Origin of the sequence: Pararhizobium arenae (assembly GCF_001931685.1) — a bacterium.
Lineage (GTDB): Bacteria > Pseudomonadota > Alphaproteobacteria > Rhizobiales > Rhizobiaceae > Pararhizobium > Pararhizobium arenae.
The window spans coordinates 261800-286978 of sequence record NZ_MOOY01000003.1 but is presented as its reverse complement, the minus strand read 5'-3'; the positions used below and the strand labels follow the sequence as shown (position 1 = coordinate 286978).

Annotated in this window: 27 protein-coding genes and 2 tRNA genes; 14 read left to right on the top strand and 15 right to left on the bottom strand. The window is 60.2% G+C overall.

What is annotated here, in order from left to right:
• Positions 1-198: 198 nt before the first annotated feature.
• Positions 199-1197, bottom strand: coding sequence for an NAD(P)H-quinone oxidoreductase (locus tag BLX89_RS07915; protein ID WP_075290117.1), 999 nt, complete (start codon positions 1195-1197; stop codon positions 199-201).
• Positions 1198-1675: 478 nt separating this feature from the next.
• Here BLX89_RS07915 and BLX89_RS07910 point away from each other — a divergent pair, with 478 nt between their 5' ends.
• Complete coding sequence (locus tag BLX89_RS07910) at positions 1676-1933, top strand: DUF1344 domain-containing protein (protein ID WP_075290116.1); 258 nt, start codon at positions 1676-1678, stop codon at positions 1931-1933.
• 315 nt (positions 1934-2248) lie between these two features.
• Here BLX89_RS07910 and BLX89_RS07905 read toward each other — a convergent pair whose 3' ends face one another.
• Entirely contained in the window at positions 2249-4057 is a 1809-nt protein-coding gene (locus BLX89_RS07905) for a bifunctional diguanylate cyclase/phosphodiesterase (protein WP_075290115.1), read from the bottom strand.
• Positions 4058-4299: 242 nt separating this feature from the next.
• Positions 4300-4842 carry an HdeD family acid-resistance protein gene (locus BLX89_RS07900; RefSeq protein WP_075290114.1) on the bottom strand — a complete coding sequence of 181 codons (543 nt, stop codon included), beginning with the start codon at positions 4840-4842 and terminating at the stop codon, positions 4300-4302.
• Positions 4843-4986: 144 nt separating this feature from the next.
• Between BLX89_RS07900 and betI the strand changes: the two genes are divergently transcribed.
• The 4 genes from betI to betB are packed head-to-tail and all read left to right on the top strand — an operon-like array spanning position 4987 to position 9239.
• Positions 4987-5604, top strand: a complete 618-nt coding sequence (gene betI / locus BLX89_RS07895) for a transcriptional regulator BetI (protein WP_075290113.1) — start codon at positions 4987-4989, stop codon at positions 5602-5604.
• Complete coding sequence (gene betC, locus BLX89_RS07890) at positions 5601-7130, top strand: choline-sulfatase (protein ID WP_075290112.1); 1530 nt, start codon at positions 5601-5603, stop codon at positions 7128-7130. The genes betI and betC overlap by 4 nt, the downstream gene beginning before the upstream one ends.
• A gap of 4 nt (positions 7131-7134) precedes the next feature.
• Positions 7135-7776 carry a glutathione S-transferase family protein gene (locus BLX89_RS07885; RefSeq protein WP_075290111.1) on the top strand — a complete coding sequence of 214 codons (642 nt, stop codon included), beginning with the start codon at positions 7135-7137 and terminating at the stop codon, positions 7774-7776.
• Complete coding sequence (betB, locus tag BLX89_RS07880; protein WP_075290110.1) at positions 7776-9239, top strand: betaine-aldehyde dehydrogenase; 1464 nt, start codon at positions 7776-7778, stop codon at positions 9237-9239. The genes BLX89_RS07885 and betB overlap by 1 nt, the downstream gene beginning before the upstream one ends.
• 142 nt (positions 9240-9381) lie before the next feature.
• Here betB and BLX89_RS07875 read toward each other — a convergent pair whose 3' ends face one another.
• Complete coding sequence (locus BLX89_RS07875; RefSeq protein ID WP_075290109.1) at positions 9382-9750, bottom strand: helix-turn-helix domain-containing protein; 369 nt, start codon at positions 9748-9750, stop codon at positions 9382-9384.
• A gap of 6 nt (positions 9751-9756) precedes the next feature.
• Positions 9757-10002 carry a type II toxin-antitoxin system RelE family toxin gene (locus BLX89_RS07870; protein ID WP_075290108.1) on the bottom strand — a complete coding sequence of 82 codons (246 nt, stop codon included), beginning with the start codon at positions 10000-10002 and terminating at the stop codon, positions 9757-9759.
• An 89-nt stretch (positions 10003-10091) separates the two neighbouring features.
• On the opposite strand from BLX89_RS07870, the gene betA reads away from it, so the two are divergent.
• Positions 10092-11744 carry a choline dehydrogenase gene (gene betA / locus BLX89_RS07865; RefSeq protein WP_075290107.1) on the top strand — a complete coding sequence of 551 codons (1653 nt, stop codon included), beginning with the start codon at positions 10092-10094 and terminating at the stop codon, positions 11742-11744.
• Here betA and BLX89_RS07860 read toward each other — a convergent pair whose 3' ends face one another.
• Together BLX89_RS07860 and BLX89_RS07855 are read right to left on the bottom strand one after the other, a co-directional pair.
• A complete protein-coding gene (locus BLX89_RS07860) occupies positions 11745-12224 on the bottom strand; it encodes a DUF6644 family protein (RefSeq protein WP_075290106.1) in 480 nt (159 codons plus the stop codon).
• 7 nt (positions 12225-12231) lie between these two features.
• Entirely contained in the window at positions 12232-12618 is a 387-nt protein-coding gene (locus BLX89_RS07855) for a DUF6152 family protein (RefSeq protein ID WP_245292777.1), read from the bottom strand.
• 159 nt (positions 12619-12777) lie between these two features.
• Here BLX89_RS07855 and BLX89_RS07850 point away from each other — a divergent pair, with 159 nt between their 5' ends.
• Both BLX89_RS07850 and BLX89_RS07845 read left to right on the top strand, forming a co-directional pair.
• Positions 12778-13713, top strand: a complete 936-nt coding sequence (locus BLX89_RS07850) for a hypothetical protein (RefSeq protein WP_075290105.1) — start codon at positions 12778-12780, stop codon at positions 13711-13713.
• Positions 13714-13783: 70 nt separating this feature from the next.
• Complete coding sequence (locus tag BLX89_RS07845) at positions 13784-14209, top strand: pyridoxamine 5'-phosphate oxidase family protein (RefSeq protein WP_075290104.1); 426 nt, start codon at positions 13784-13786, stop codon at positions 14207-14209.
• Between the two features lie 49 nt (positions 14210-14258).
• Here the strand turns inward: BLX89_RS07845 and BLX89_RS24190 are convergent, their stop codons facing one another.
• Positions 14259-14459, bottom strand: a complete 201-nt coding sequence (locus BLX89_RS24190; protein ID WP_143523545.1) for a hypothetical protein — start codon at positions 14457-14459, stop codon at positions 14259-14261.
• On the opposite strand from BLX89_RS24190, the gene BLX89_RS07840 reads away from it, so the two are divergent.
• The 4 genes from BLX89_RS07840 (at position 14458) to BLX89_RS07825 (ending at position 18692) form a co-directional block, all read left to right on the top strand.
• A complete protein-coding gene (locus BLX89_RS07840; RefSeq protein ID WP_075290103.1) occupies positions 14458-15225 on the top strand; it encodes a phosphoadenylyl-sulfate reductase in 768 nt (255 codons plus the stop codon). The genes BLX89_RS24190 and BLX89_RS07840 overlap by 2 nt on opposite strands.
• A 41-nt stretch (positions 15226-15266) precedes the next feature.
• On the top strand, positions 15267-16220 hold the full coding sequence (gene cysD, locus BLX89_RS07835; RefSeq protein WP_075290102.1) for a sulfate adenylyltransferase subunit CysD: 954 nt from the start codon (positions 15267-15269) through the stop codon (positions 16218-16220).
• Entirely contained in the window at positions 16220-17734 is a 1515-nt protein-coding gene (gene cysN, locus BLX89_RS07830) for a sulfate adenylyltransferase subunit CysN (RefSeq protein WP_075290101.1), read from the top strand. The genes cysD and cysN overlap by 1 nt, the downstream gene beginning before the upstream one ends.
• A 265-nt stretch (positions 17735-17999) precedes the next feature.
• Positions 18000-18692: a helix-turn-helix transcriptional regulator gene (locus BLX89_RS07825; protein ID WP_075290100.1), complete on the top strand. Its 693-nt coding sequence runs from the start codon at positions 18000-18002 to the stop codon at positions 18690-18692.
• Positions 18693-18707: 15 nt separating this feature from the next.
• Here BLX89_RS07825 and BLX89_RS25465 read toward each other — a convergent pair whose 3' ends face one another.
• From BLX89_RS25465 to BLX89_RS07805, 4 genes are all read right to left on the bottom strand, one after another.
• A complete protein-coding gene (locus BLX89_RS25465) occupies positions 18708-20489 on the bottom strand; it encodes a flagellin N-terminal helical domain-containing protein (protein ID WP_075290401.1) in 1782 nt (593 codons plus the stop codon).
• A 296-nt stretch (positions 20490-20785) separates the two neighbouring features.
• Positions 20786-20989 carry a hypothetical protein gene (locus tag BLX89_RS07815; RefSeq protein ID WP_075290099.1) on the bottom strand — a complete coding sequence of 68 codons (204 nt, stop codon included), beginning with the start codon at positions 20987-20989 and terminating at the stop codon, positions 20786-20788.
• 127 nt (positions 20990-21116) lie between these two features.
• Entirely contained in the window at positions 21117-21377 is a 261-nt protein-coding gene (locus BLX89_RS07810; protein ID WP_075290098.1) for a hypothetical protein, read from the bottom strand.
• A 128-nt stretch (positions 21378-21505) separates the two neighbouring features.
• Positions 21506-21582 (bottom strand) — tRNA-Pro (locus BLX89_RS07805).
• A gap of 251 nt (positions 21583-21833) precedes the next feature.
• Here BLX89_RS07805 and BLX89_RS07800 point away from each other — a divergent pair.
• Both BLX89_RS07800 and BLX89_RS07795 read left to right on the top strand, forming a co-directional pair.
• Positions 21834-22346: a hypothetical protein gene (locus BLX89_RS07800; RefSeq protein ID WP_075290097.1), complete on the top strand. Its 513-nt coding sequence runs from the start codon at positions 21834-21836 to the stop codon at positions 22344-22346.
• A 221-nt stretch (positions 22347-22567) separates the two neighbouring features.
• The gene (locus tag BLX89_RS07795; RefSeq protein WP_075290400.1) at positions 22568-22993 is read left to right on the top strand and encodes a hypothetical protein; all 426 of its coding nucleotides are present in this window, start codon (positions 22568-22570) and stop codon (positions 22991-22993) included.
• A 62-nt stretch (positions 22994-23055) separates the two neighbouring features.
• On the opposite strand, the gene BLX89_RS07790 is transcribed toward BLX89_RS07795, so the two are convergent.
• The 3 genes from BLX89_RS07790 to BLX89_RS07780 form a co-directional block, all read right to left on the bottom strand.
• Positions 23056-23232: a YegP family protein gene (locus BLX89_RS07790; protein ID WP_075290096.1), complete on the bottom strand. Its 177-nt coding sequence runs from the start codon at positions 23230-23232 to the stop codon at positions 23056-23058.
• Between the two features lie 207 nt (positions 23233-23439).
• Positions 23440-24651 carry a peptidoglycan L,D-endopeptidase MepK gene (locus tag BLX89_RS07785; RefSeq protein WP_425348602.1) on the bottom strand — a complete coding sequence of 404 codons (1212 nt, stop codon included), beginning with the start codon at positions 24649-24651 and terminating at the stop codon, positions 23440-23442.
• A 270-nt stretch (positions 24652-24921) separates the two neighbouring features.
• Positions 24922-24996 (bottom strand) — tRNA-Gln (locus BLX89_RS07780).
• Positions 24997-25179: the final 183 nt, after the last annotated feature.

Sequence of the window (25179 nt, the reverse complement as noted above, 5' to 3'; positions counted from 1 at the left end):
CTGTTGCGAATAAGTCAGGAACTACCTATAAAATTTAGAAAAAGCAATTCGCTTTTAATCCGCTGTTTCTATTCGCAATTATGACAACCAAAGGCGGAAGGACAATTCGCCTTTGATCTGCGGCCTGTTATTTTTCCTGCCCTTTAGCAAAAGGGTGGCAAGGGGCAATTGGATTGGCACCCCCTCCGAAAAACCGCCTCACATCGTCAGCACGATCTTGCCGATATGATCGCCCGCCTCCATCAGCCTGTGCGCTTCCGCAACCTCGGCAAAAGGCACGATCGCGTGCATAACAGGGGCGATTTCGCCGGCGTCGAGAAGCGGCCAGACATTGTCTTCGAGATCGTCGCGGATCGCCTGTTTTTCAGCAGCAGTGCGCGGGCGCAGCGTCGAGCCCATCAGCCGCAGCCGCTTGGTCATGATCGGCAGGACGTCGAAATTCTCGACCTTGGTGCCGCCCTGAACGGCGATGATCGCGAGGCGGCCGTCTTTCGCAAGGCTGGTGACATTGCGGGAGAAATAGGAGCCGCCGACCATGTCGAGGATGACGTCGACGCCCTTGCCTGATGTCTCCTCCAGGACGACAGCCTTGAAGTCTTCTTCCTTGTAGTTGATCGCACGCGCGGCGCCGAGTTCCACGCAGGCCTTGCATTTTTCCGCAGTACCAGCGGTCGCAAAAACGCGGGCGCCAAAAGCGTTGGCGATCTGGATGGCGGTGGTGCCGATGCCGCTGGTGCCACCATGGACGAGGAAGGTTTCGCCTTCCACGAGCTCCGCCATCTGGAAGACGTTCGCCCAGACGGTGAAGAAGGTTTCGGGAAGAACGGCGGCGCGGGCGGCGTCATAGCCATGGGGCCAGCGCAAGGTCTGGGCGGCCGGGATGGCGCAGAACTCGGCATAGCCGCCGCCATTGGCCAGGCCGCAGACGCGGTCTCCGATCGCAAAGCCCTCGACATCCTCGCCGAGCGCGACGACCTCGCCCGCGACTTCCAGCCCCATGACCGGGCTGGCGCCGGGCGGCGGCGGGTAAAGACCCTTGCGCTGCTGGATATCCGGCCGGTTGACGCCGGCCGCCTCGACGCGCACGAGGATTTCGCCGGAGCCAGGCGCGGGCAGCGGCCCCCTGGCCATCACCATGTTTTCCGGACCGCCGGGCGATGGCAGGGCGACATAGGTCATCTCTGTGGGAAGCGTCACGGGCAAGTCCTTTCGGCTGGTATTCGCATATGTCCGCAGATATCTAGCGCTGATGATGTACGCTTCCTAGAGGCGTGATTTCAGCGGCGCGCGCCCTCTTCTCCCCTTGTGGGAGAAGATGTCCGAAGGACAGATGAGGGGGTCTTTGCCGCGAATTCCGAGCAAGCAGCCCCCTCATCCGGCGCGTTGCGCCACCTTCTCCCACAAGGGGAGAAGCGGGAGCGAGGCGCTGCCCTTAACCATTGCGGCGAAACCCGCGCGAAGCATGCGTTGCTGCGCTGCACCACGGCAAAATTGCGTCCGAAACGCCGGCTGGAAAATTAAACTTCTTTAATTTGAACGGTTTGACGCGCGGGTATAGCTTTCACCTCGAAACCGGGAAACGCCGGCGGCTCCTCCCCCTCTTGGCCGCGACTCGACGTTTCGGGACGGTTTCGCTGTTACCGGTCCATACCCGGACCATTCAAGGACGACACCGATGCGTGCTCTTCTGACTTCTCTTACCGTTCTCTCCGCCATTACCCTGTCGTCGGCTGCCTTTGCCGCCACGATGACGACCGGCACCGTCAAGGCCTTCGACGCCAAGACGATGACGCTCACCCTCAAGGACGGGTCGCATTACCTGCTGCCCGCGAACTTCAAGAACCCCGGCTTGAAGATCGGAGAAAAGGTCAAGATCGCCTACGACATGGTGGGCAAGAAGCATCAGGCAACCGCTGTGACCATCTTGCAGTGAGCGCGCCGACGTTCTCGCGCATGAGCGTACCCGATCGCGGCTAAGACGCTTTGGGATCATGCAGGACGAGCCGGGGTCCATGACGGGCTCCGGCTCGTTTCGTTTTGTGGAACAGGATTGGTGACGACGGTTGCGATACCCCCCTCTGTCACTTCGTGACATCTCCTCCTCAAGGGGGGAGATCATTCTTTTCCCTCATCCGCTCCATAGAAGATGGTGGGCGAGAGGTGACCTCCAGCCGATCTCCCCCCTTGAGGGGGAGATGCCCGACAGGGCAGAGGGGGGTAGGTCCGCGGGCACATGCCGGCTTAAAAACTATTCAGCCCCGTGCCCAAACGTCCCGAAAACCAGTCCATCATCGCTCTCCTTGGCGAGCGACTTGATTTCGGCGATGCGGGCGCTGACGGCAAGCGCATCCGAGAAAACAAGTCCCTCCGGCAGTTCGAGAACGGCAATCGAGCAGCGCATCAGGGGAAAGTATGTTGTTTCGCCGCTGCGGCCGTGGCCGGTCATGTAGCCGGCGGCCTGATGTTCGGCGGAATAATGCTGGCGGATATCGGCGCGGAATTCCTCGAGAATGCGGGTCAGCACCTCCTCCAGTTCCGCTCTTGTCCAGCCGCGCACGCCGATGAAGAAATCGTCGCCGCCGACATGGCCCAGGAACTTCTCCTCGCCGATGAAATGGCGGCGCATCAGCGCGGCAAACAGCGAAATGGCGACATCGCCCTTCTGGAAGCCGTAATAATCGTTGAACGGCTTGAAGCTGTCGAAATCGCAATAGCAGAAATAGCGCGTTTCATCCTCGTCGAGCACGGCTTCCTGCACGTAATCGCGGATCGCGCGATTGCCCGGCAGGCCGGTCAGCGGGTTCTGCTCCTGGGCGAGCTTCAGCTGCTTTTCGTTGATGATCTTCAGGAGCGACGAGGCCGAGAGGATGCCGGCGTAGCGCATGTTCTCAGTCAGGATAACGCAATCGCTGCCATCCATGCCGGCAAAGATCTTCAGCATTTCCTCAGCCGGGGTTTCGAGATCGGCAATCGGCGCAGGGCTGACGAAATGGGCGATGTGGCGCTGGTAGATGTGGTTCTTCAGGAGGTCGCGGCCGAAGGGATGATAGATCATCTCCTTCACATGATATTCGTGCAGCACGCCGCGCGGCTCGCCATTGGCGTTCAGCACCGGGAAAAAGCTGCGCTGCGGCGATTTGCGGAACAGCTCGAAGACGCTGTCCAGCCCGCTTGCCTCGTTGACGGCCGGCACCTGCTCGATCTGCTTGCGGATGAGGATGCTGTCGATGGAGGCGGAAGGGCGGCGCACTTCCGCGGTCTGCACCAGATGCGGATAGGATGGCTGCAGTTCCGCGAAATGCACGGTGGGGCGCGCGACGAAATAGCCCTGCACCAGATCGCAGCCGAGATCGCGACAGGTGGAAAACTCCGCCTCCGTCTCCACGCCTTCCGCGACGACGCGGGTGCCGAGCGCATGGGCGGTGCTGACGACATGGCGCACCAGATGGCGCTTGCGCGGGCTTGCGTCGATGCCGGAGATGAAATGGCGGTCGATCTTCACGTAATCGACCGGCTGGTCGCAGAGCAGCTTCAGGCCGTTGAAGCCGACACCGAAATCATCGAGCGCCAGCTTGAAACCGGCGAGCCTGAGCCGCTTGATGAGATCGGCAAAAGCCGGCATGCGCAGATTGTCGAAACGCTCGGAAAGCTCGAAACAGATGGAGGACGGCGGGATATCGGAGCGCTTCAGGTGGCTGCCGAGGCGCTCGACGATATCGCCCTCCATGCCGATCAGCCGGGCGTCGAAATTGACGAACAGGGTGCGGGAGGAAAATTCCGGCAGACCGGCGAAACCGGCAAAGGCACGGCTGTTGATCATGTGCTCCAGCGGCATGAGCTGGCCGGTCGCTTCAGCGCGGTCCAGCAGCTCCAGCGGGGACTCGAAGCCGAGCCGCTCGAAGCCGCGCATCAGCGTCTCATAGCCGAACACCGCACCGGTGCCTGCTTCGACGATGGGCTGGAAGGCGTTCTCGATCACCAATTTGGCAAGCGTGACGATCTGGTCATCGCCAAAACGGCGAAGCGACAACATTTCGGCGGCAGCGGCGGCAGACATGAAATCTCCGGACAAACGATCATTGTGCCTCGCCTTTTGCCAGCGCGGCGTAGTTTGACATTCGAGCTGAAACGTCAATGAAAGCTTTCCGGGGCATGAAAGTTTTGTGAAGCTTTCACGACAGCGGAAGGGCCTGCCATCAGTCAAGGATGGCGGCCAGAACAACTTAGGATTTCAACAATTTAGAACAAGCTGATGAAAAGATGATTCACCCGGCGACCGGTGCACCGTCGGGCCGATTTTCAAGATTTCGCCAACACGCCGAAGGCGATCAGCGCCAGCCCCTGCATGGTGATATCGATCGCCAGGAACAGGCCCAGAATCCAGAGGCTGTTGACCGGCCAGCCGGCGAAAATGATCAGGCCGGCGAGGAAGGTGACGAGACCGCCAAGCGCGATCCAGCCCCAGCCCTTGATTGGCCTGAGCGCAAAGCCGGACCAGATGCGGAAAACGCCGGCAACCAGCAAAGCCGCGCTCATGATCAACGTCAGCACGGCGGAGGTGAGCAGCGGGTTTATGAAGGCGAAGATACCGGCCAGCGTGTAGCAACCGCCGGCAAGCCCCCAATAAAGCACGCTTTTCCAGTCCTTGACGCGGAAGGCATGGCCAAGCTGAAGCAAGCCGGCCACGAGCATGACGACCCCGACATAGTAGACGGAGACCACCGTCGCTGCGAAAAGATTGGCGAGCGCGATGCCGCCACCCATGACGAGCAGCACGCCGAGCGCGACGAACCATGCCCACTTCCGGGTCAAACTTTCTTTGGCAACCAGATCCAAGGCCATGCGAAAACTCCCTCTGCGAACGCAGAGATAAAGGCGCATTTCAACCCATAAGGGAAGTGGAAAACCTCATCCGGTTTCGCGAAGTTTTTTATTGATTGATGGGTCAATCAAAAATAACATGACATGCAATCAAGGGGAAAACGCATGCCGAAGATCGGAATGGAGCCGGTGCGCCGCCGGGCGTTGGTGGATGCCGCACTACAGGTGATCGGCGATCAGGGCACATTGTCCGTCACCATGTCGGATATCGCCCGCAAGGCCGGCGTCTCCCCTGCCCTTGCCCATCATTATTTCGGCTCCAAGGAACAGCTGCTGACGGAGACCATCCGCTTCCTGCTGCGCCAGCTGCGGCAAGACACGGTGCGGGCATTGCAGGCGGCGGAGCTTCCCCGCGACCGCATCTCGGCGATCATCCGCGTCAGCTTCCAGGCCGATCAGTTCGCGCCGGAAACCATCGCCGCATGGCTCGCCTTCTATTCTGAAGCGCAACGTTCGGAAGCGACACGGCGGCTTTTGGTGATCTATGCCCGGCGGCTGCATTCCAATCTGGTCGATAGCCTCAAGCGGCTCTGTTCCGCAGACGACGCACACCGCATCGCAGAGGGGACAGCGGCGATGATCGACGGGCTTTATATTCGCCGTGCGCTCGGCTCCTCGCCCGTGACCGCAGAAGCCTCGATGCGCCTCACCGACGATTACATCACGCTCAATCTCCAGGCGCTTTCCAGCCTGACCGATACTGACAAAGGACATGCCGCATGACCACTGGGCGACCCAATATTCTCATCATCATGGTCGACCAGCTGAACGGAAAGTTGTTTCCCGATGGTCCGGCGGAGTTCCTGCATGCGCCGCACATGAAGGCGCTGGCGAAGCGTTCGGCGCGCTTTCGCAACAACTATACCTCCTCGCCGCTCTGCGCGCCGGCCCGCGCCTCTATGATGGCCGGGCAATTGCCGAGCCGCACGCGCGTTTATGACAATGCCGCGGAATATGTCTCGTCGATCCCGACCTATGCGCATCACCTGCGCCGCGCCGGCTATTACACGGCGCTGTCCGGCAAGATGCACTTCGTCGGGCCGGACCAGCTTCACGGTTTCGAAGAGCGGCTGACGACCGACATTTATCCGGCCGATTTCGGCTGGACGCCGGATTACCGCAAGCCCGGCGAGCGCATCGACTGGTGGTATCACAATCTCGGCTCCGTCACCGGCGCCGGCGTGGCCGAAATCACCAACCAGATGGAATATGACGACGAAGTCGCCTTTCTCGCCAACCAGAAGCTTTACCAGCTTTCGCGCGAGCAGGACGATGACGCCCGTCGCCCCTGGGCGCTGACCGTCTCGTTCACGCATCCCCACGATCCCTATGTGGCGCGCAAGAAGTTCTGGGATCTCTATGAGAATTGCGAGCACCTGCTGCCGGACGTCGGCGATATCCCGCTCGCCGAGCAGGACCCGCATTCTCAGCGGCTCATCCATTCCTGCGACTATCAAAACTTTACGGTGACGGAAGACAACATCCGCCGCTCGCGCCGCGCCTATTTCGCCAATATCTCCTATCTGGACGAGAAGGTGGGCGAGCTGATCGACACGCTGACGCGCACGCGCATGCTGGAGGACACGATCATCCTGTTCTGCTCCGACCACGGTGACATGCTCGGCGAGCGCGGCCTGTGGTTCAAGATGAACTTCTTCGAGGGCTCGGCCCGCGTGCCGCTGATGGTCGCCGGTCCGGGCGTTACGCCTGCCCTCCATCTCGCGCCGGTTTCCAACCTCGATATCCTGCCGACGCTCTGTGATCTCGCCGGCATCTCGATGGACGAGATCATGCCGTGGACGGATGGCGAAAGTCTCGTACCGGTGATCAACGGCGAAGAGCGGACCTCGCCCGTCATCATGGAATATGCGGCGGAAGGCTCCTATGCGCCTCTCGTCTGCATCCGCGAAGGCAAATGGAAATACATCCACTGCGAGCTTGATCCCGACCAGCTCTTCGACCTCGACGCCGACCCGCTGGAGCTTACCAATGTTGCCGGCGTGCCGGCGCACGCGCCGACGCTGCGCGCCTTCCAGGAAATGCGCGATGCGCGCTGGGACATGGAAGCCTTCGACGCCGCCGTGCGCGAAAGCCAGGCACGGCGCTGGGTGGTCTACGAGGCGCTGCGCAACGGCTCCTATTATCCCTGGGATCACCAGCCGCTGCAGAAGGCCTCGGAGCGCTACATGCGCAACCACATGAACCTCGACAACCTCGAAGAATCTAAACGCTATCCACGCGGGGAGTGACACGATGATCAAGATCTGGGGACGAAAATCGTCGTCCAACGTGCAGTCGGTGATGTGGTGCCTTGGCGAACTCGGCCTTGAGTACGAGCGCACCGACGCCGGCTTTACCTATGGCGTCGTCGATACGCCGGAGTTTCTGGCAATGAACCCGAACGGCCTTGTGCCGGTGCTTGTCGATGACGGTTTGGAGCCGATGTGGGAGGCCGGCGCGATCGTCCGCTATCTCGCCACCCGCTACGGCGATGACAGGTTTTGGCCGAAGGATGCGGTGGCGCGTGCGCCGGTCGATAAGTGGGCGGAATGGGCGAAGGTCACCTTCTCGCCCAGCTTCACCGTGCCGATCTTCTGGCGCGTCGTCCGCACCGCGCCAAAGGATCAGGACCCGGCCGCGATTGCCGCCGCCGTCAAGGCACTGCAGGGCAAGCTCGACATTGCCGAAGCCCAGCTTTCCCGCCACGCACATCTTGCCGGCGAAAATTTCAGCGTGGCCGATATCCAGTTCGGCCATCTGCTGTATCGCTACTTCACCATCGATATCGAACGCCGGCCTAGGCCTGTTCTGGAACGCTACTATCAGGCGCTGACAGAGCGCCCCGCGTTTCAGGAGCATGTCATGGTGTCCTACGAAGAATTGAGAGCCAAATAATGCGCGCACAACCGAAAGCTTCCCACTTCATCGACGGCGACTATGTCGAGGATACCGCCGGCACTGTCTTCGAAAGCATCTATCCCGCCACCGGCGAGGTGATTGCACGACTCCATGCCGCCACACCGGCCATCGTCGAAAAGGCGATTGCCGCCGCCAAGCGCGCGCAAGGCGAATGGGCTGCGATGAGCCCGACGGCCCGCGGCCGTATCCTCAAGCGCGCCGCAGACATCATGCGCGAGCGCAACCGCGAACTTTCCGAGCTGGAAACGCTCGATACCGGCAAGCCGATCCAGGAAACCATCGTCGCTGACCCGACCTCGGGCGCCGACAGCTTCGAGTTCTTCGGCGGCGTGATCGCGACAGCGTTGAATGGCGACTACATCCCGCTCGGCGGCGATTTCGCCTATACCAAGCGGGTGCCGCTCGGGGTCTGTGTGGGTATCGGCGCCTGGAACTATCCGCAGCAGATCGCCTGCTGGAAGGGTGCACCGGCGCTTGCCGCCGGCAATGCCATGGTCTTCAAGCCATCGGAAAATACGCCGCTCGGCGCCCTGAAGATCGCGGAGATCCTGATCGAAGCCGGCCTGCCGAAGGGGCTCTACAACGTCATTCAGGGCGACCGCGAAACCGGGCCGCTGCTCGTCAATCATCCCGATGTCGCCAAGGTGTCGCTCACCGGCTCGGTACCGACCGGGCGCAAGGTGGCGGCCGCCGCTGCCGGCCATCTGAAGCATGTGACGATGGAACTCGGCGGCAAGTCGCCGCTGATCGTCTTCGACGACGCCGATCTCGAAAGCGCCATCGGCGGGGCGATGCTCGGCAACTTCTATTCCACGGGACAGGTGTGCTCCAACGGCACCCGCGTCTTCGTGCAGAAGGGCATCAAGGACAGGTTCCTGTCACGACTGAAGGAGCGGACGGAAGCTATCGTCATCGGCGACCCCATGGACGAGGCGACGCAGCTCGGCCCGATGGTTTCGCGCGCCCAGCTTGAGACGGTCTTCTCCTATGTCGACAAAGGCAAGGCCGAGGGCGCGACGCTGCTCACCGGCGGCGGCATTCCGAACTCGGTGTCTTCCGAGGGCACCTATATCCAGCCGACCGTCTTCTCCGATGTCACGGACACGATGACGATCGCCCGCGAAGAGATCTTCGGGCCGGTGATGTGCGTGCTCAACTTCGACGGCGAGGAAGAGGTGATCGCCCGGGCCAATGCGAGCGAATTCGGCCTTTCGGCCGGTGTCTTCACCGCCGATATTGCCCGTGCCCATCGCGTGGTCGACCAGCTGGAAGCCGGCACGCTCTGGATCAACACCTATAATCTCTGCCCGGTCGAAATCCCCTTCGGCGGCTCCAAGCAATCCGGCTTCGGCCGCGAGAACTCGGCAGCCGCGCTGGAGCATTATTCGGAGCTGAAGACGGTGTATGTGGCGATGGGCAAGGTCGAGGCGCCGTATTGAGATGAGAGGCGCGGTCGAACAGGCGGAAGGCAAAAAACCTATTGCCGTCATGCTCGGGCCTGTCCCGAGCATCTGCCGCCGTGCGACCTTTCAACGTCCGGCAGATCCTCGGCTCAGGGCCGAGGATGACGGCAATAGGCGGCTACTCTTCGCCGGGTTCCCAGACCACGAGATCGTCCAGATCGACCTTGAGGACGACGGCGATGCGCTTGAGGACATCGACCGAGCCGGTCTTCTTGTTGGCCTCGATCTCGGAAAGGTAGGGCTGGGAAATGCCGGCCTTTGCAGCAAGTTCGGAAATCGTCATGCCGCGATAGTTTCGGTACGTTCGGATGCGGCTGTCGGTCTCGGACAGCTCCACGATCAAGGAGTGTGGCCACGTTTCCTCGCCGGCCGCGATTCTTGCCATAATCGCCTCAGCCCGTATGCCATCGATCAAGTCCTCGTAATCCTCTTCGCTGAGGAGGACATAGTTCTTTCCGTCAATGACCAATTTCTGAATGTCACCCATCTGGATTTATTCCTTATAGATACTGCCGCGTGGGCCGACTTCGACAACAGAAACAACAACCCCATTATCGTCTATAACGACACGGTCACCGCCGACACGGATGCGAAAGAGTCGCGTTCCGACCATTTTCTTGATGTCGACGGTTTCGCCGCGGGCATACGCTTCAAGTTTCCGCAAGATCGCGGCCTGACGATGCGGTTGCATACGGGCAAGGGCTTTGCTGGCTTCCCGCGAATAGATGATCTGCTTCATTCCAACATTCACCAATCGCGATGTTCGCAATAGACATTATAGCTTAGAGCGATACCCACCGCAACCGACGCGACACACGAGTTTTACACATGCAAAACGCAGACTTCATCATCATCGGCTCCGGTTCGGCTGGATCCGCCATGGCCTACCGGCTCTCCGAAGACGGCAAGAACACCGTCATGGTGCTGGAATATGGCGGGTCGGATGTCGGGCCGTTCATCCAGATGCCGGCGGCACTTGCCTGGCCGATGAGCATGAAGCGCTACAATTGGGGTTATCTCTCCGAGCCCGAGCCGAACCTCAACAACCGGCGCATCACCGCCCCCCGCGGCAAGGTGATCGGCGGTTCGTCGTCGATCAACGGCATGGTCTATGTGCGCGGATCGGCGGAGGATTATACCCGCTGGGAAGACGCCGGCGCCAAGGGGTGGGGCTATGCGGATGTGCTGCCCTACTTCAAGCGCATGGAAAGCTCCCATGGCGGCCAGGATGGCTGGCGCGGCATGGATGGGCCGCTGCATGTCCAGCGCGGCCCGGTGAAGAACCCGCTGTTCAAGGCGTTTGTCGAGGCCGGCCGCGAGGCGGGCTTTGAAACGACCGAGGACTACAACGGCGAGAAGCAGGAAGGCTTTGGTCTGATGGAGCAGACCATCTGGAAATCCCGCCGCTGGTCTGCCGCCAATGCCTATCTGAAGCCGGCGCTGAAGCGGCCGAATGTCGAACTCGTGCAGTGTTTTGCCCGCAAGATTGTGATCGAGAATGGCCGCGCCGTCGGTGTCGAGATCGAACGCCCCGGCAAGATCGAGGTTGTCAGGGCCAATCGCGAGGTTATCGTCGCCGCCTCGTCGTTCAACTCGCCGAAGCTGCTAATGCTCTCGGGCATCGGCCCGGCGGCGCATTTGCAGGAGATGGGCATCGAGGTGAAGCTCGACCGGCCGGGTGTGGGCGCAAACCTGATGGACCATATGGAATTCTATTTCCAGCAGGTGTCCTTGAAGCCGGTGTCGCTCTATTCGTGGCTGCCGTGGTTCTGGCAAGGGGTTGCCGGCGCGCAGTGGCTGTTTTCCGGGACCGGGCTCGGCGCGTCCAACCAGTTCGAAAGCTGCGCCTTCGTGCGCTCGGCACCGGGCGTCAAGCAGCCGGATATCCAGTTCCACTTCCTGCCCGTCGCCATCTCCTATGACGGCAAGGCGGCGGCGAAGAGCCACGGTTTTCAGGTGCATGTCGGCTACAACCACTCGAAATCGCGTGGCAATGTCACGCTTGCCTCGTCCGATCCGATGGCAGACCCCGTCATCCGCTTCAACTATATGAGCACCGAGGAAGACTGGGTGAAATTCCGCCATTGCGTGCGGCTCACCCGAGAGATCTTCGGCCAGAAGGCATTCGATCCGTTCCGCGGGCCGGAAATCCAGCCGGGCGAAAACGTGCAGACGGACGACCAGATCGACGACTTCCTGCGCGAGCATCTGGAAAGCGCCTATCACCCCTGCGGTACCTGCAAGATGGGATCGAAGGACGACCCGATGGCGGTGGTGGACCCGGAAACGCGGGTCATCGGTATCGATGGCCTGCGGGTGGCGGATAGCTCGATCTTCCCGGATATCACCTACGGCAACCTCAACGGCCCCTCGATCATGACCGGCGAAAAGGCAGCCGACCACATCCTCGGCAAGCAGCCGCTGCCCCGCTCAAACCAGGAACCATGGATCAATCCGCGCTGGGAAGTGAGCGACCGGTAGTTACGCCGAGAACCCGATCCAGCGCCCCGCCAGCAAGGCCGCCAGCCAGATGATTGCGGAAAGTGCCGCAGACAGCGTCACCCATCGCGAAACGCTCTCACCTTCAAGAACATCGCGCCAGCCGGAGGTCCGGTGCAAGGCGAGCGCGTTCAGGCTGCCCAGCACGAGCAACGCGAGTTTCGTGAGGAAAGCCGGATTGGCGGCGTATTCGGCGGGCCGGACGCTGAAAAGACAAAGGCCGGTTGCGATCGCGAGCAACAGCCCGCTTGCGGCGATGCGCGACAGGAACGGCGCAATGACGGCAACTGGGACAGCGCGGAAAAAGCCCATCAGCCGCAAATCGAGCGGCAGGATCGCCCCCACCAGAAATGCCACCCCGAGAATGTGGGTAGCGTTCAGGACGATATAGAGCGTCGGATGACGGCCGAGCGCCAAGGCGAGCGGCGACGCGGCCAGCCATTCGAAAAGATCCGTGAGCACGGGTCCGTCAGTTCGTCTTTATCCGCTCCGGATAGATATCGTACTGCTTGCCGGCGACCGTGATGCGCACGGCCTTCATGCGTTTTTCGTTCGGGTCCTCGGAGCGGTTGCCGAGCGCGACGATCTCGTCGCCATCCTTGGCAACGCCCTGAACGAAACCGGAGCGTTCCGTCTGTCGCGGGTTGCCCAGTTCCACACGCCAGACACCGTCATCTGTCGTCGCGACATCCAGCGTCGGGTGTGGCGGCGCCATGGAAATCGTCTGGATCGTGCCCTTGAGTTCTATCTGGTCTGCCTCCGCCCAGGACCAGCCGTGATGGGCGAGTGCTGCGGTGGCGGTCAGCGTTGCGGCGATGGTGATCGCCATACGTCTCGAAAAATAGAAGGGATGCATCGGTCTTCTCCTCTACCCGGGATAATCTTGGTTAAGTGGGGCAGCTACGGCGGAGGTAAAAGCGCTTTCACCGAGAGTTGAACGCAGCCCGACTTGGTCATCCGCTTGAGGGAAACGCAAGCTTCCCCTAAAGTAGATTATTGCAATGGGAGAGCCGCGATGCGCCTGCTTGTCACCATCTTGCTTCTTTTTCTGTCATGGTTTCCGCTGCGCGCCGAAGACCGGCAGCTTGTTCCCGGCACCAGTTGGAGCATCATCCCGCCGCCCGGCTTCGTGCTGGAGCGCAATCCGGTGACGATGTTTCTCCATCCGTCGAAGGCCGTCGTCACCATCATGCAAATGCCGCTTCAGCCGTTGAAACTCTCCGATCTCGGCGAAATCGGCAGCGTGCAGGGCACCGGGCAGAACGCGACGAAACTTTCGGAAACGGCAGAGCTTATCGTCAACGGTCGACAAGCCTTCCTGATGAAAGGACACATGATCGAGCGCAACGCGGAAATGATGAGCGTTATGGTGATTGGCGAAGCCAGCATCGGCATGGTCATCGGCTCCGTGCCGGCGACAGCCATCGGCACGGTCGATCTCGCCGCCATCGAAACGTCCCTCAAAACGGCAGAGGAAGTGCTGCAAAGCATGGAGCAGCGCATCGAGGCCCTGCCCTATCGCTTCGGCGATCTTGCCGGCATGCGTGTCGCGGAGTTGCTCGTCGGCTCCTTCGCGGTGGTGACCGATGGCCCGAGCGCCACATTCAACGAGGATTTCGATCAGGTCTATGCCCTCGTCTTCGCCATGAGCGGACAGAGCTATACGCTCGACCTTCAACGGGATGGCGAGGCCGCCCGCCAGCGCATTCTTCAGGAATACCCAGATGCCACGATCCTCGGCACCACAATGCGCGACAGCCCCAAAGGCGCGGTGCTGGAAGTAAGTTATTCACGCCAGCCGCAGGGCGCCAAGGCGCTACTGGGCGGCACGGCATGGTTCAGGGCCGATGGGCCGGCCATGCTCTTGATGATCACGCAATATCCGACGGGCGGCGGACCGGCGCATTACGACCGGCTGGCAAAGGTGCGGGATGCGATCGAGATGAAGTGAGATCGATGCTCCAAGCTAGCAAGTGCAATCCCGCCGTATATGTCCGCTTTTGCCAACCGGGGACGAGACAATGGACGATTTTCATAAGAAACGCTTGATCCTTGAATTCCTGAGAAAGCACATTCTGGCGGTCATCGCGACCTGCCATCGCAATGGAACGCCTGAGGCAGCCACGATTGACTTCTCTGTTTTGGACAATCTTGAGATCGTGTTCAGCGCTTTCCAAGAGACACGGAAGTTCACCAATCTCGCGGATCGTCCCGGCGTCGCATTCGTTGTCGGATGGGACGACAATATCACCGTTCAATACGAGGGCGAGGCAACAAGGGTTCCCGCCGCTGATACCGAACAATACCAGAAAGCCTTTCTGAGCAGCGTACCGGCTGACAGGGAATTCATCGAGAGAGGAGCGGTAATGTTCAAAGCGACGCCGCGATGGATACGATATTCCGATTTCAACAAAGAGCCGCCCGAGCTGATCGAGATTAAATTCTGACAAAAGCAACGACTTCACAATTGATAGCCCGCCTCTAGCGACGTTTCCATTACCCAAAACTCAACCCATTTAATCTACAATTTTTATATATTTTACCATTTACTTCCTGCACATTTCCGCCATATTCTTTCATCGCCCGAGAATAGAGAGATATTTGCTCTTCACCGGCGGCATTAGAAATCCGTTTTCCTGTCTTTTCGCGGCTGTGGCTGCGATATTCCGCGGACAACATCAGGATTTCTGTTTTCATGGCATCCCATCCGCTTGAAACCGCCGCACAGGCATTGAGCCAGCAACTCGAAGGTCTCGACCTTCAGGGCCGGCTGGCTGCGGTCGCCGCCCTTGGAGGCAAGGCGGTGTTCACCACCAGCCTCGGCATCGAGGATCAGGTCATTACGGCCGCAATCGCGACCGGCAAGCATGACATCGAAGTTTCGACGCTTGAAACCGGTCGCTTGTTTAATGAAACGGTCGCCCTCATCGACAAGACCGAGGAAACCTACGGTATCCTCATTCGCCGCTTCTATCCGGAGCAGGACGATATCGATGCCTATGCCGCCAAGTATGGCCTCAATGGCTTTTACGACAGCGTCGAAGCCCGCCACGCCTGTTGTGGCGTGCGCAAGCTGAAGCCGCTTGCGCGCGCACTCGAAGGGGCATCCTTCTGGATCACCGGCCTGCGTCGCGGCCAGTCCGGCAACCGTGCGGAAACGCCGTTTGCCGAGGCCGATCTCGATCGCGGCATGATCAAGATCAACGTGCTGGCCGATTGGACCATCGAAGCGATCAACGAGCATGTTGCAAGAGAAGCAATACCGGTCAATCCGCTGCACAAGCGCGGTTACCCGTCGATCGGCTGCGAGCCCTGTACCCGCGCCATCAAGCCGGGCGAACCCGAACGCGCCGGCCGCTGGTGGTGGGAAAACGACGAGAAGCGCGAATGCGGTCTTCACGTCGCGGAAGCATCTTCCTCCATCCCGCAGTCACCCCTTCCCGCGAGCAGCATCGCGCGATAACCGCGCGAACCTCGCCTCCCAGATACTCCCGGAGACTTGAAATGCCCCTGACCCTTCCGGAAACGGAACTGCATAATCCGCAGACCTCGAAAACCCCGCTCGATCCGCACCTGAAGGCGCTGGAAAACGAAGCGATCCACATCTTCCGCGAGGTGGCCGCCGAGTTCGACAAGCCGGTCATGCTCTATTCGATCGGCAAGGATTCGTCCGTGCTCCTGCATCTGGCCCGCAAGGCCTTTTATCCCGGTCGCGTTCCCTTCCCGCTCCTGCACGTCAACACGGGCTGGAAGTTCCCGGAGATGATCGCGTTTCGCGACGAGATCGCCAAGCGCTACGACCTCGACCTGATCGAACACAAGAATCCGCGCGGCGCAGCCGAAAACATCACCCCCTTCACCCATGGTTCGGCGCTCTATACCGATATCATGAAGACCGAGGCGCTGCGCCAGGCGCTCGACGCCGGCCAGTACGACGCCGCTTTCGGCGGCGCGCGCCGCGACGAGGAAGCCAGCCGCGCCAAGGAGCGCATCTACTCGTTCCGTACGCCGGATCACAAATGGGACCCGCGCAACCAGCGCCCGGAACTGTGGAGCATCTACAACGGCATGATCCGCAAGGGGGAGAGCGTGCGCGCCTTCCCGCTGTCCAACTGGACCGAGGTCGATATCTGGCGCTACATCCAGGCGGAAGACATTCCGCTGGTGCCGCTCTACTACGCCGCCAAGCGCAAGTTCGTTGAACGCGATGGCATGCTGGTCTGGGCCGAGGACCCGCGCTTCGAGCCGCTGCCGGGCGAACAGGTCCAGGAAGACAACATCCGCTTCCGCACGCTGGGCTGCTGGCCGCTGACCGGTGCCATCCGCTCCGAAGCCAGGACACTCGACGAAGTCATCGCCGAACTCGAAATTGCAACCGTTTCCGAACGTCAGGGCCGCGCCATCGACCGCGACCAATCCGGTTCGATGGAAAAGAAAAAGCGCGAAGGATACTTCTGATGACCGTTTCCGCTACCGCCCAAGCTGCCGCTACACAGACCGAGACCGGCGCCGCCACCATCACCGCCTTTCCGGCCGCTGACGCCCAGCGCCAGCCGCGCGACACGCGCCCGCTGCGCCTCATCACCTGCGGCAGCGTCGATGACGGCAAATCGACCCTCATCGGCCGCCTGCTCTGGGATACCAAGGCCGTCAAGGAAGACCAGGCCGCGACCCTGCGCCGTGACTCAGGCAAGCAGAACGATCTCGGTCTGCCCGATTTCGCGCTGCTGCTCGATGGCCTGCAGGCCGAACGCGAACAGGGCATCACCATCGATGTCGCCTATCGCTATTTCGCGACCGACAAGCGCTCCTTCATCGTTGCCGACACCCCCGGCCACGAGCAGTACACCCGCAACATGGCAACCGGCGCTTCGACCGCCGATCTCGCCATCCTGCTGGTCGACGCCCGCGTCGGGCTGCTGGAACAGACCCGCCGCCATGCCACCATCGCAACGCTGATGGGCATCAAGCAGTTCGTTCTCGCCGTCAATAAGATCGACCTCACCGGCTACGACCGTGCCCGCTTCGAGGCGATCAGCCACGAGTTCAAGGAACTGGCGCTGTCGCTCGGCGTGCGCCAGATTACCGCGATCCCGGTTTCGGCGCTGAAGGGCGAAAACGTCGTGTATGACGGCAAGGCTTCGATGCCCTGGTATGAAGGCCCGACGCTGGTCGAAGTGCTGGAGCTTGCGACCGTGCGCTCCGCCCAGACCGTCGGCTTCCGCCTGCCGGTGCAGCGCGTATCGCGTCCGGGCGAAAGCTTCCGTGGCTATCAGGGTACGGTTGCCGGCGGCGCCGTGAAGCCCGGCGACAGCGTCGTCATCCTGCCTTCGGGCATGGTGGCCAACGTCGCCAAGATCGTCACCTTCGACCTCGTTCGCAATGCCGCTGTGGCCGGCGATGCGATCACGCTCGTGCTCGACCGTCAGGTAGACGTTTCGCGTGGCGACATGATCGTTTCGATCGACGCCCAGCCGCAGACCGGCCTTGCTTTCGACGCCCAGCTCGTTGCGCTGCAGCCGGATGGCATCCAGCCCGGCAAGCGCTACTGGCTGAAGAGCGGTTCGCGTCGCCAGCGCGTCACGGTGCAGCCGTCGAGCCTGCTCGACCTAAAGAGCGGCAAGTGGAACCACCACACCGAAGCCCTCGGCATGAATGCCATCGGCAAGGTGCACCTCTCCTTTGACGAGCAGGCGGTGTTCGATTCATACGAGCAGAACCGCACGACCGGCGCCTTCATCCTGATCGATCCGGACACCAATAACACGGTGGCCGGCGGCATGATCACGGCCAAGCGCTCGGCGCTCGGCGGCATCCACACGGACGATACGCGCGTGCTCTTGTCGCTTCCCGCCGATCTCGCCGACAAGATCATGGCAAGCGAACTCTTCGCCAATCGCCGCGAGGAAGCGGAAGTGCGCCGCATTTCCACAGGCAAGGCTGCCGAGATCCTCGACGATATCGACGGCTGATCGTTCTTCGAACGCACGCTGCAACCACGAAAAATCCCACGGACATCGTTCGTGGGATTTTTCTTGCTGACGTGTATATTTATGCAATTTCTAATTTAGTTATACTCAGAAACATTTGAGCCATATTATTCTCTCAAGCGCCAACAGAACGTATTTTATCAAATTATTATAATGAGAAAGATAGGCGCGAGGTATTTCTACCCTCTTGCTTTTTCTGCGACCTTCCGTTGTATTTCCTTAAAATTTAAGGGTTAATGATTTCTGAATGTCAAAAGAAACGTCCTTCAATGTCGTGACCCGCACCCTGCTGGACGAATGGCTCAAAACCACGCCGGAAAAACCGGCGGCGGCCGAAGACGTCTATCGCGGCATCCTCGACAAGCTGACCATCAAGATGCGGCTGACCCTGTTTCGCATCGATGGCGACGACCCTCTCAACTGGCATATGAAGGCGATCCGCCATTCTGGTTTCGTCACCCGCGTCCTGAACATCAACAAGATCTTTGCTGATTGTCGCATCGGCGAGTTCAAGGACCGCAACTACATGGAACAGGCGGTGATCCCGCGGCTGAAGGATGTGCTGGCCCGCCAGCAGCCGGCCATGGAACTGGTGAAGACCAAGCTGCTCGGCGTCAATCTCGGCTACGACCGCATCCTGCTGCCGCAGAAGAATGTGGGTCGGCCGGAATGGATCATCTCCTCCTCCAACGCGCAGTTCCTCTTGAACCCGCCGGCGCGGAACGAAAAGCTCGACGTTGCCGACGAGACCATCATCCAGCTTCTGATCGAGGGCTACACCGCAAAGGAAATCGCCGCCACCCTCGGCATGTCGCACCGCACGGTGGAACATCGCCTGGAGCGCATGAAGGAACGGTTTGGCGCGCGCAACATCGTGCATCTGGTGGCGATGCTGATCGCCACCCACATCGACCGCTCGATACCGGATTCGCGCGCTTAAAAAGCGGGCAGCACCTTACCGGAACAGCTGCATCACATTGTCGGAATTGCTGTTGGCGATCGACAACGACTGGATGGCAAGCTGCTCCTGCGTTTGCAGCGCCTTCAGCCGCGTGGAGGCCTCGTTCATGTCCGCATCCACGAGGCGACCGACGCCCTTGTCGATCGTATCCATCAGCTTGACAGCAAAGTCGCTCTGCATCTCGACGCGCGTCGTCAGCGCGCCGAGCTGTGACGCGGCGTCAATGATGCGGTTCGAGGCGATCTCGACATAGTCCAGATAGGTCGTCAGCAATCCCGGATTGGCCTCGATGTCGATATCCATGAAGTTCAGGCGCGGGATCGGTTCGATATTCACTGAGACGCCGGTGAACTGGACGCCCGACTTTTCACCGGATTTTCTGTTGATCAGAACATCGGTTTTCACCGTCACGCCGCCGGTGCCATTATCCTCGATGATGATATCCGTGTTCGGGATGAATGAGCGCAGCAGGACCGCCATCTCGGCGGCGGTTTCAACGATGCCGTCGGTCTTTCCCAAGAGAGTATTGATGTAGTCCTTGTCGAAGGAGAAATGTGCGGGCGCCTCCTCATCGACCGTGAAATCGAAGTCGATGATCACACCCGCTTTCACCTCGAACGGCTTGAAATCCAGTGTCATCGTCGAGTTGCGGGTGCCGAATCTGATCCCTCCGGTATCGGTAAAACCGCCATTGTCCGAAAAGGTCGACACGAGGTTCTTGATTTCGAAGGAGGAGCCGTTCTTGCTCGGATCCGCCACCCTCGCGATCCCGATGACATCGATCGTCGGAACGTAAATCACTCTCTGATCGGGCGGCTCTGGATGCGTGTAGTTGACCGCCCGGGCATTGGCGCCGGCGATGGTGAAGGCGTGGTTGAGAACCCTCGTGTAGTCAACATAGGTCTCGATGTGTCCATCCGAAACACCCAAAGCCGCATTCACCACCGACTGGTCGATGATCACGTTCGCGCTGGTCCCGTCATCGTATGCGGGGGAAATCCCATCCAGGGGATTATCGACATCGACGATGACATCAAATGTCATCGTCTCACCGGCGGCTATATCCATCGGGCCGGTGAACATGAAACTGCGGGTCGCAGGGCCACTCCCGTAGGCGTTGTCCAAACTCCAGGTGCTCATCTCTTGAACGGAATCGCCTCCGCTCATATAGGCGAAACGCAACCCGCCGAGCGTATCGACGTCACGCGGATCGGCCTGCAGCAGGCCACCGCCTGTAGAATTGAAAAGCGAGACCCCGTTGAGATCAAAGTCCATGGTCTTTACGGACACGCCACCATCCGTACTGCGAACGAAAGACGAAACAATCGACGTTCCTGTCTGGGAGGCGTCATACATGTCCGGAATATTGGTATTCAGGTAGTTCACGCCGTTAAACGAGCTCGAAGTGGCAACCGACAGCACTTCCTGCTTCAATTGGTCGAGTTCGGTCTGGATTTTGGCCGTATCGACACCGGGCTCTTTCGCCGCGATAAGGCGCGCCTTGAAGTCGCCAAGCAGATCGACGACGTTATCCATGCCCGCGGATGCCAGATCAAGCTTCGCCGCCCCAAGCCCCAGCGCATCGACAACCGCCGAGATCGCCTTGTTGTCCGAGCGCATCGTGGTGGAGATCGACCAGTAGGCCGCATTATCCGCGGCGGTCTGGATGCGCAGGCCGCTCGATACCTGCGCCTGCGTCTCGCTCATGCCGGAATTGATGCCGCGCAGCGTATGCAATGCCGCCATGGCGGAGATATTCGTCAGAATACTCGTCATCTGGAAAACCATTCATTCTTTGATTTTTTTGAATGCTGGTCGTCCTCATGACGCCAATGCAGCCCTCCGCTGCACGAGCACTATGGTTCACAAGACGTTAACGCCCTTGGCAAAATTGGGGGGTAGAAATACGGGTGGAAGAAAACTGCGAGCGTTTTCATCGGGATGCGCACAAACGCTCCGCGCGCCGCCGGCTACCCTCCATGATGGATCAGGTTCGCAAGCTTGCAGTGTTGGAAGCAAACGATGAGGGGCTGGCAAGTCGCCAACCGTCCTCAACGATGCGAAATTTGCGGTTATTCGGCGGCCGGCTGTTCGCTCGGCAGGCGCTCGCCCTTGAGCAGGATCGGCGTTTCGGTCTTCGGCTCAGTTTGGATGCTCGCCGTGGTCAGCGTCGTGTCCACATCCGCAGCCGCATTGACCTTGTGGTACTCACATTCGGCAAAAGCGGATGTTGCCGAAAACCCCATGACTGCACCGATTACAAGAAGCGTTTTCATCGTTCGTGTCTCCGTTGAAGTTACGCCACAGGGGTAACGGCCACACGGCAGATGCCGAAATCACGTTTTCGAGACCGGCCAACCAGTCACCGGATCAGCGCAATCAGCGGGTCGGCAGCGGGCAGATTCAATGCACCAGCGGGTCGTCGCTGTCGAAAAACGACCGGATCCCGTCCCGGGCAACCGTCGCCAGGAATTCGTCGAAGGCTTCCCGGTCGGTCGCGAAGGGTTCTTCCCATGTCGTGACGTCGTCTTCCTCCGTCACGACCTCCAGCACCCAGTCGTTCTGGGTCCCGGCGGGGCGGAAGATATCGACGAGCACGGTCACGCCATCCTCGGTGAATTCCCCCGCAAGTTCGGAATGCTCGAGTTTGGCTTGCTTGGGCATGATGCCTCCCGTTGAATGTCGACGCGCAGGATAATACCCGTACCGCACGATCGCGAAAAACGCGACCACGACGGCGGAATTTCAACTTCAATTTTTTTGAAAAATGCCTTTCGGGACAGGCTTTTAGCTGGTCGGAGTGAGAGGATTCGAACCTCCGACCCCCACGTCCCGAACGTGGTGCGCTACCAGACTGCGCTACACTCCGTGACCAGCGGCGCCTCTATAGAACAGCATCCGGGAAGAGACAAGCGGCAAATTCACGAAAAGTGACCGGCGGCGTTGGAAATCTTGGCCTCGGCGCGCAGCGAAGCGCGGGAAAAGCGGATGCACCCAGATAAGGTCATGGAAGCATTCGATAATCCTGCGCTTTCACTTGACCGGGCATAGGTCCCGCTGATTGGCTCGCGCGCGCTGGCGGAGGGACCGCGCCGGCATTCAGACACTCTAGGGGACACCATGAAAATCCGAATTCTGCTTGCCGCCGCCGTTGCCGCCCTGCTTTCCGGCTGCACGACCACCGAAGAGGCCAACACCGCCATCCAGTCCCGCTGGATCGGCCAGCCGGCCGACGCGTTCTTCACCCGCTATGGCCCGCCGCAAAGCCGCTTCCCGCTCAACGACGGAGGCTCGATCTATAGCTGGCGCGGCGGCGACAAGACCAACTACATTCCCGCACAATATGCGCAGCCTTCCACCGATGATGACGATGTCTTCGGCAAGTCCGTTACCAAGACGACGACCCGCGAGGATGGCAATGAGACGACGGTGACCACCACCCGCACCTCTTTCGGCATTTCGGACAACACGCCGCGGATGATCGCGCCGGCGCGAACCGAGCAGTTGTTCTGCGAAGTGCAGATTTCCACGGGTCCGGACGACCGCATCACGACAATCCGCGCCAGCAACGACACGACCGGCGAAGGCCTCAGCCTTTCGCGCTGCGCCGAGGTCCTGGAAGTCCAGAAGTAAAGCCGCCAGGGATCGGCCGGAACGGGGGTGTTTTCCACCTCCGGCCGAACGCGGAGGCGCTGCAACGCGTTCTTTGCAAATAATTGCCGAAATATGGCCGGGCAGCGATTTTCTTTCGTCGCGTTTGGAGCTAGAGGCAGGTGGAAAACCCCGGCCGCACAGGTGTTTGCGTCGTGCCGGAAAGCACCTGTTTCAGAACGAAATCGAAGGACGATCCCGAAATGAATTTTCGCATGACGATTGCTGCCGGTCTTGCACTGGCGCTTGCAGGCTGCACGACCGTCGGGCCGGCGCGAAACGCGGTCGAGGCTCGCTGGAACGGCCAGCCCGCCGGCACCTTCTTTGCCCAGTTCGGCCCGCCGGTCTCCGATGTCGAAACCGGCGAAACCACGGTCTATTCCTGGAAGGGTGGCTACAAGACCCGCCGCATCCCGGCCGAATACGAAAAGGGCGCCGACGGCAAACGCGGCAAGCGCATTTCCGCAGCCCGCACGGAATATCTGAGCTGCTCCGTCCAGCTGACGGTCTCGTCCGACTACGTCATCCGCTCCATCCGCATTTCAGGCGATCGCAAGCGCGCCGAAGGGCCGAGCTGGTGCGAAGAGTTCCTCGGCGGCGCCAAGACGGACGCGCCGAAGGCGGGCTGAGCCAGCCGTTCAAGACAGGAAAGCCCGCCCGCATAATGACCGGGCGGGCTTACGCCTCGGTATCAGCTGTTATCTTCCACAGGGGCTTCCGGCCCGTTCTTCTTGATGGAATCGATCGCGTTCTGGGCGCTTGCCTTGCTGGCATAGCCCTCGGTCATGAACATGACCTCGCTGTTGTATTTGAAGCGAACACGAAATTCGCCGGCCTTGTCCTTGTAGATTTCGAACTTGTGAGCCAAGTGGGTTCCTCCATGACAGCTGTCGAATGCGAGGCGCGGTGTCGTGTGTGCGGTGCAGACCGAGGAGATAAGCCCTCCTGCCCCGACCGGTCCTCCGGCAACAGTCATAACACGAGAAAACGAGTCGTCTCGCGGATTCCGCACTGGACACGGGCAGCACAGGCAACAAAGCCTTGTGAAGCTGCATCGGCGTCTCTCTGCACGACGTCAGCCGTCTGAACCGAAACGATCGGCGTTGAATGCCGTTGAAGGATGAAGCTTGCCACGACGTCCAGGGTCATCCGCGCTTGCGACAGCGCGCTGCAGACCGGCAGGCAGGGCAAGCCGCTCATGGGCTTCAGCCGGGGCGAGCGCCCACTCGCGTATCACGGTGCCGGAAACGTTCCAGGCTCCTTGATGACGGACGTTGAAAAGAGCCGATTCATCGGCCGTGGGCTGGCGCAAAGCGCGGCCTGTCATGCTGAGGCCCCGCATCGCCTTGAACGACGAGGATGGAATGAATGCAGATGTCCCGACGATAACGCTGGGTTCCATCTCCGGGCTGCGGAAGATCGGAAGCGGTGCATCAATCGCCGCAAGGTCAAAGAACTCCGGCGGTTTGACAGAGGCCTGAGCGGATGTCTGCAGGTCGAGCGCTTCCTCCGCGCGACTTTTATGCTTCGGCAGCAATGCCGTCACAAGTCCATTCGCCGTGCCGACGGTGCTCGCGGCCACGATCGATTTCGAACCGACGCGTCGCTTGTAGTCGGCAACGGCATAGTCATAACCCGGCAGCGGGCGGCCATCGGCGGGAAGGTGCATGGTTTTCCCTTTCGGGAAGATGCTGACAAGTTCCTTGCGCGACATGCGTGGCCAGGCTCGGACATTGCCCACGTCCAGATGCACGAAGGGAGAGCCGGAGGTCGGGTAATAGCCGACGCCGCCAACCTGCATCTGCATGGCTATTTTTCTCAACGTGGCAAGCTTCACGCCCGGAATGTAAAAATCCATGGCCTTGCCCAGCGTATGCTGGCTGTTTTTGGCCACACCCGAACTGCGCGATCGTCCGCGCAGCATGTTGTTGGTCTTTGGCGAGCGATAGGCGGAAACGACGTTGATATAATTGTTGGAGCCGGTCCGCTGATAGACCTCCCACACAAGGTCAAGAAGACGGGGATCCATTTTCGCCGGCTCGTTCCGGCGCCAGTCCCGAAGGATACGATTGACCTGGGCGAGCCCCTTCTGGTCAAATTTGCCGTCGCGTTTGAAGGTGATGGTCGCCTTCTCGCCCGTATGGGTGAAAAGCAGCTTGAGGGAGCGCGTTTCGGCTGCGGCGGACGTCGCCGCACTCAAAGCCGAAACCAGGACCGCCGCCGCACCCAAGATCCGGACGGGCTGCGAGATGTGTTCTTTGCCGAGGTCGCGAAGCTTCCGCACAATGGCGGCAATTGCTGAATACTCAAACACGATAATTCCAGTCCACAAGCTACCTGGGGGACGCCGCGATGCTCCATGGCCGCGCGCATGACATCCTGGAATTATGGTCAACGAAACCTTAAAAAGCGGTTGATGAGGCAATTTTCTGAAAAATCAACGACGTAGGTGGCGCTTGTAGAGCTCGTGGCCTTGCCGAACCCTTTCGGTCTAAAGTGCTACTGGTGTCTCGAGAATAAATCGTAACCGACGTGCCCAGACCGGACACAACAAAAATGGCTGGGGCGCCAGGATTCGAACCTGGGAATGCCGGTACCAAAAACCGGTGCCTTACCGCTTGGCGACGCCCCAGCAGGATCGGGAAACGCAGAACTTCTCCGCGTAAACGACGCAAAGGCCGTTCGATCGAGCGCCTGATTAGCAAAGCTAGTGCCGGGCGACAATCATTAGTTTCGGCTTTCGGTCGATTTCTTTGAAGGCCGCCGAGCCGGTCCCCGACAACGGAAAACGGACGAAATTTTGCCCCCCGGTTCT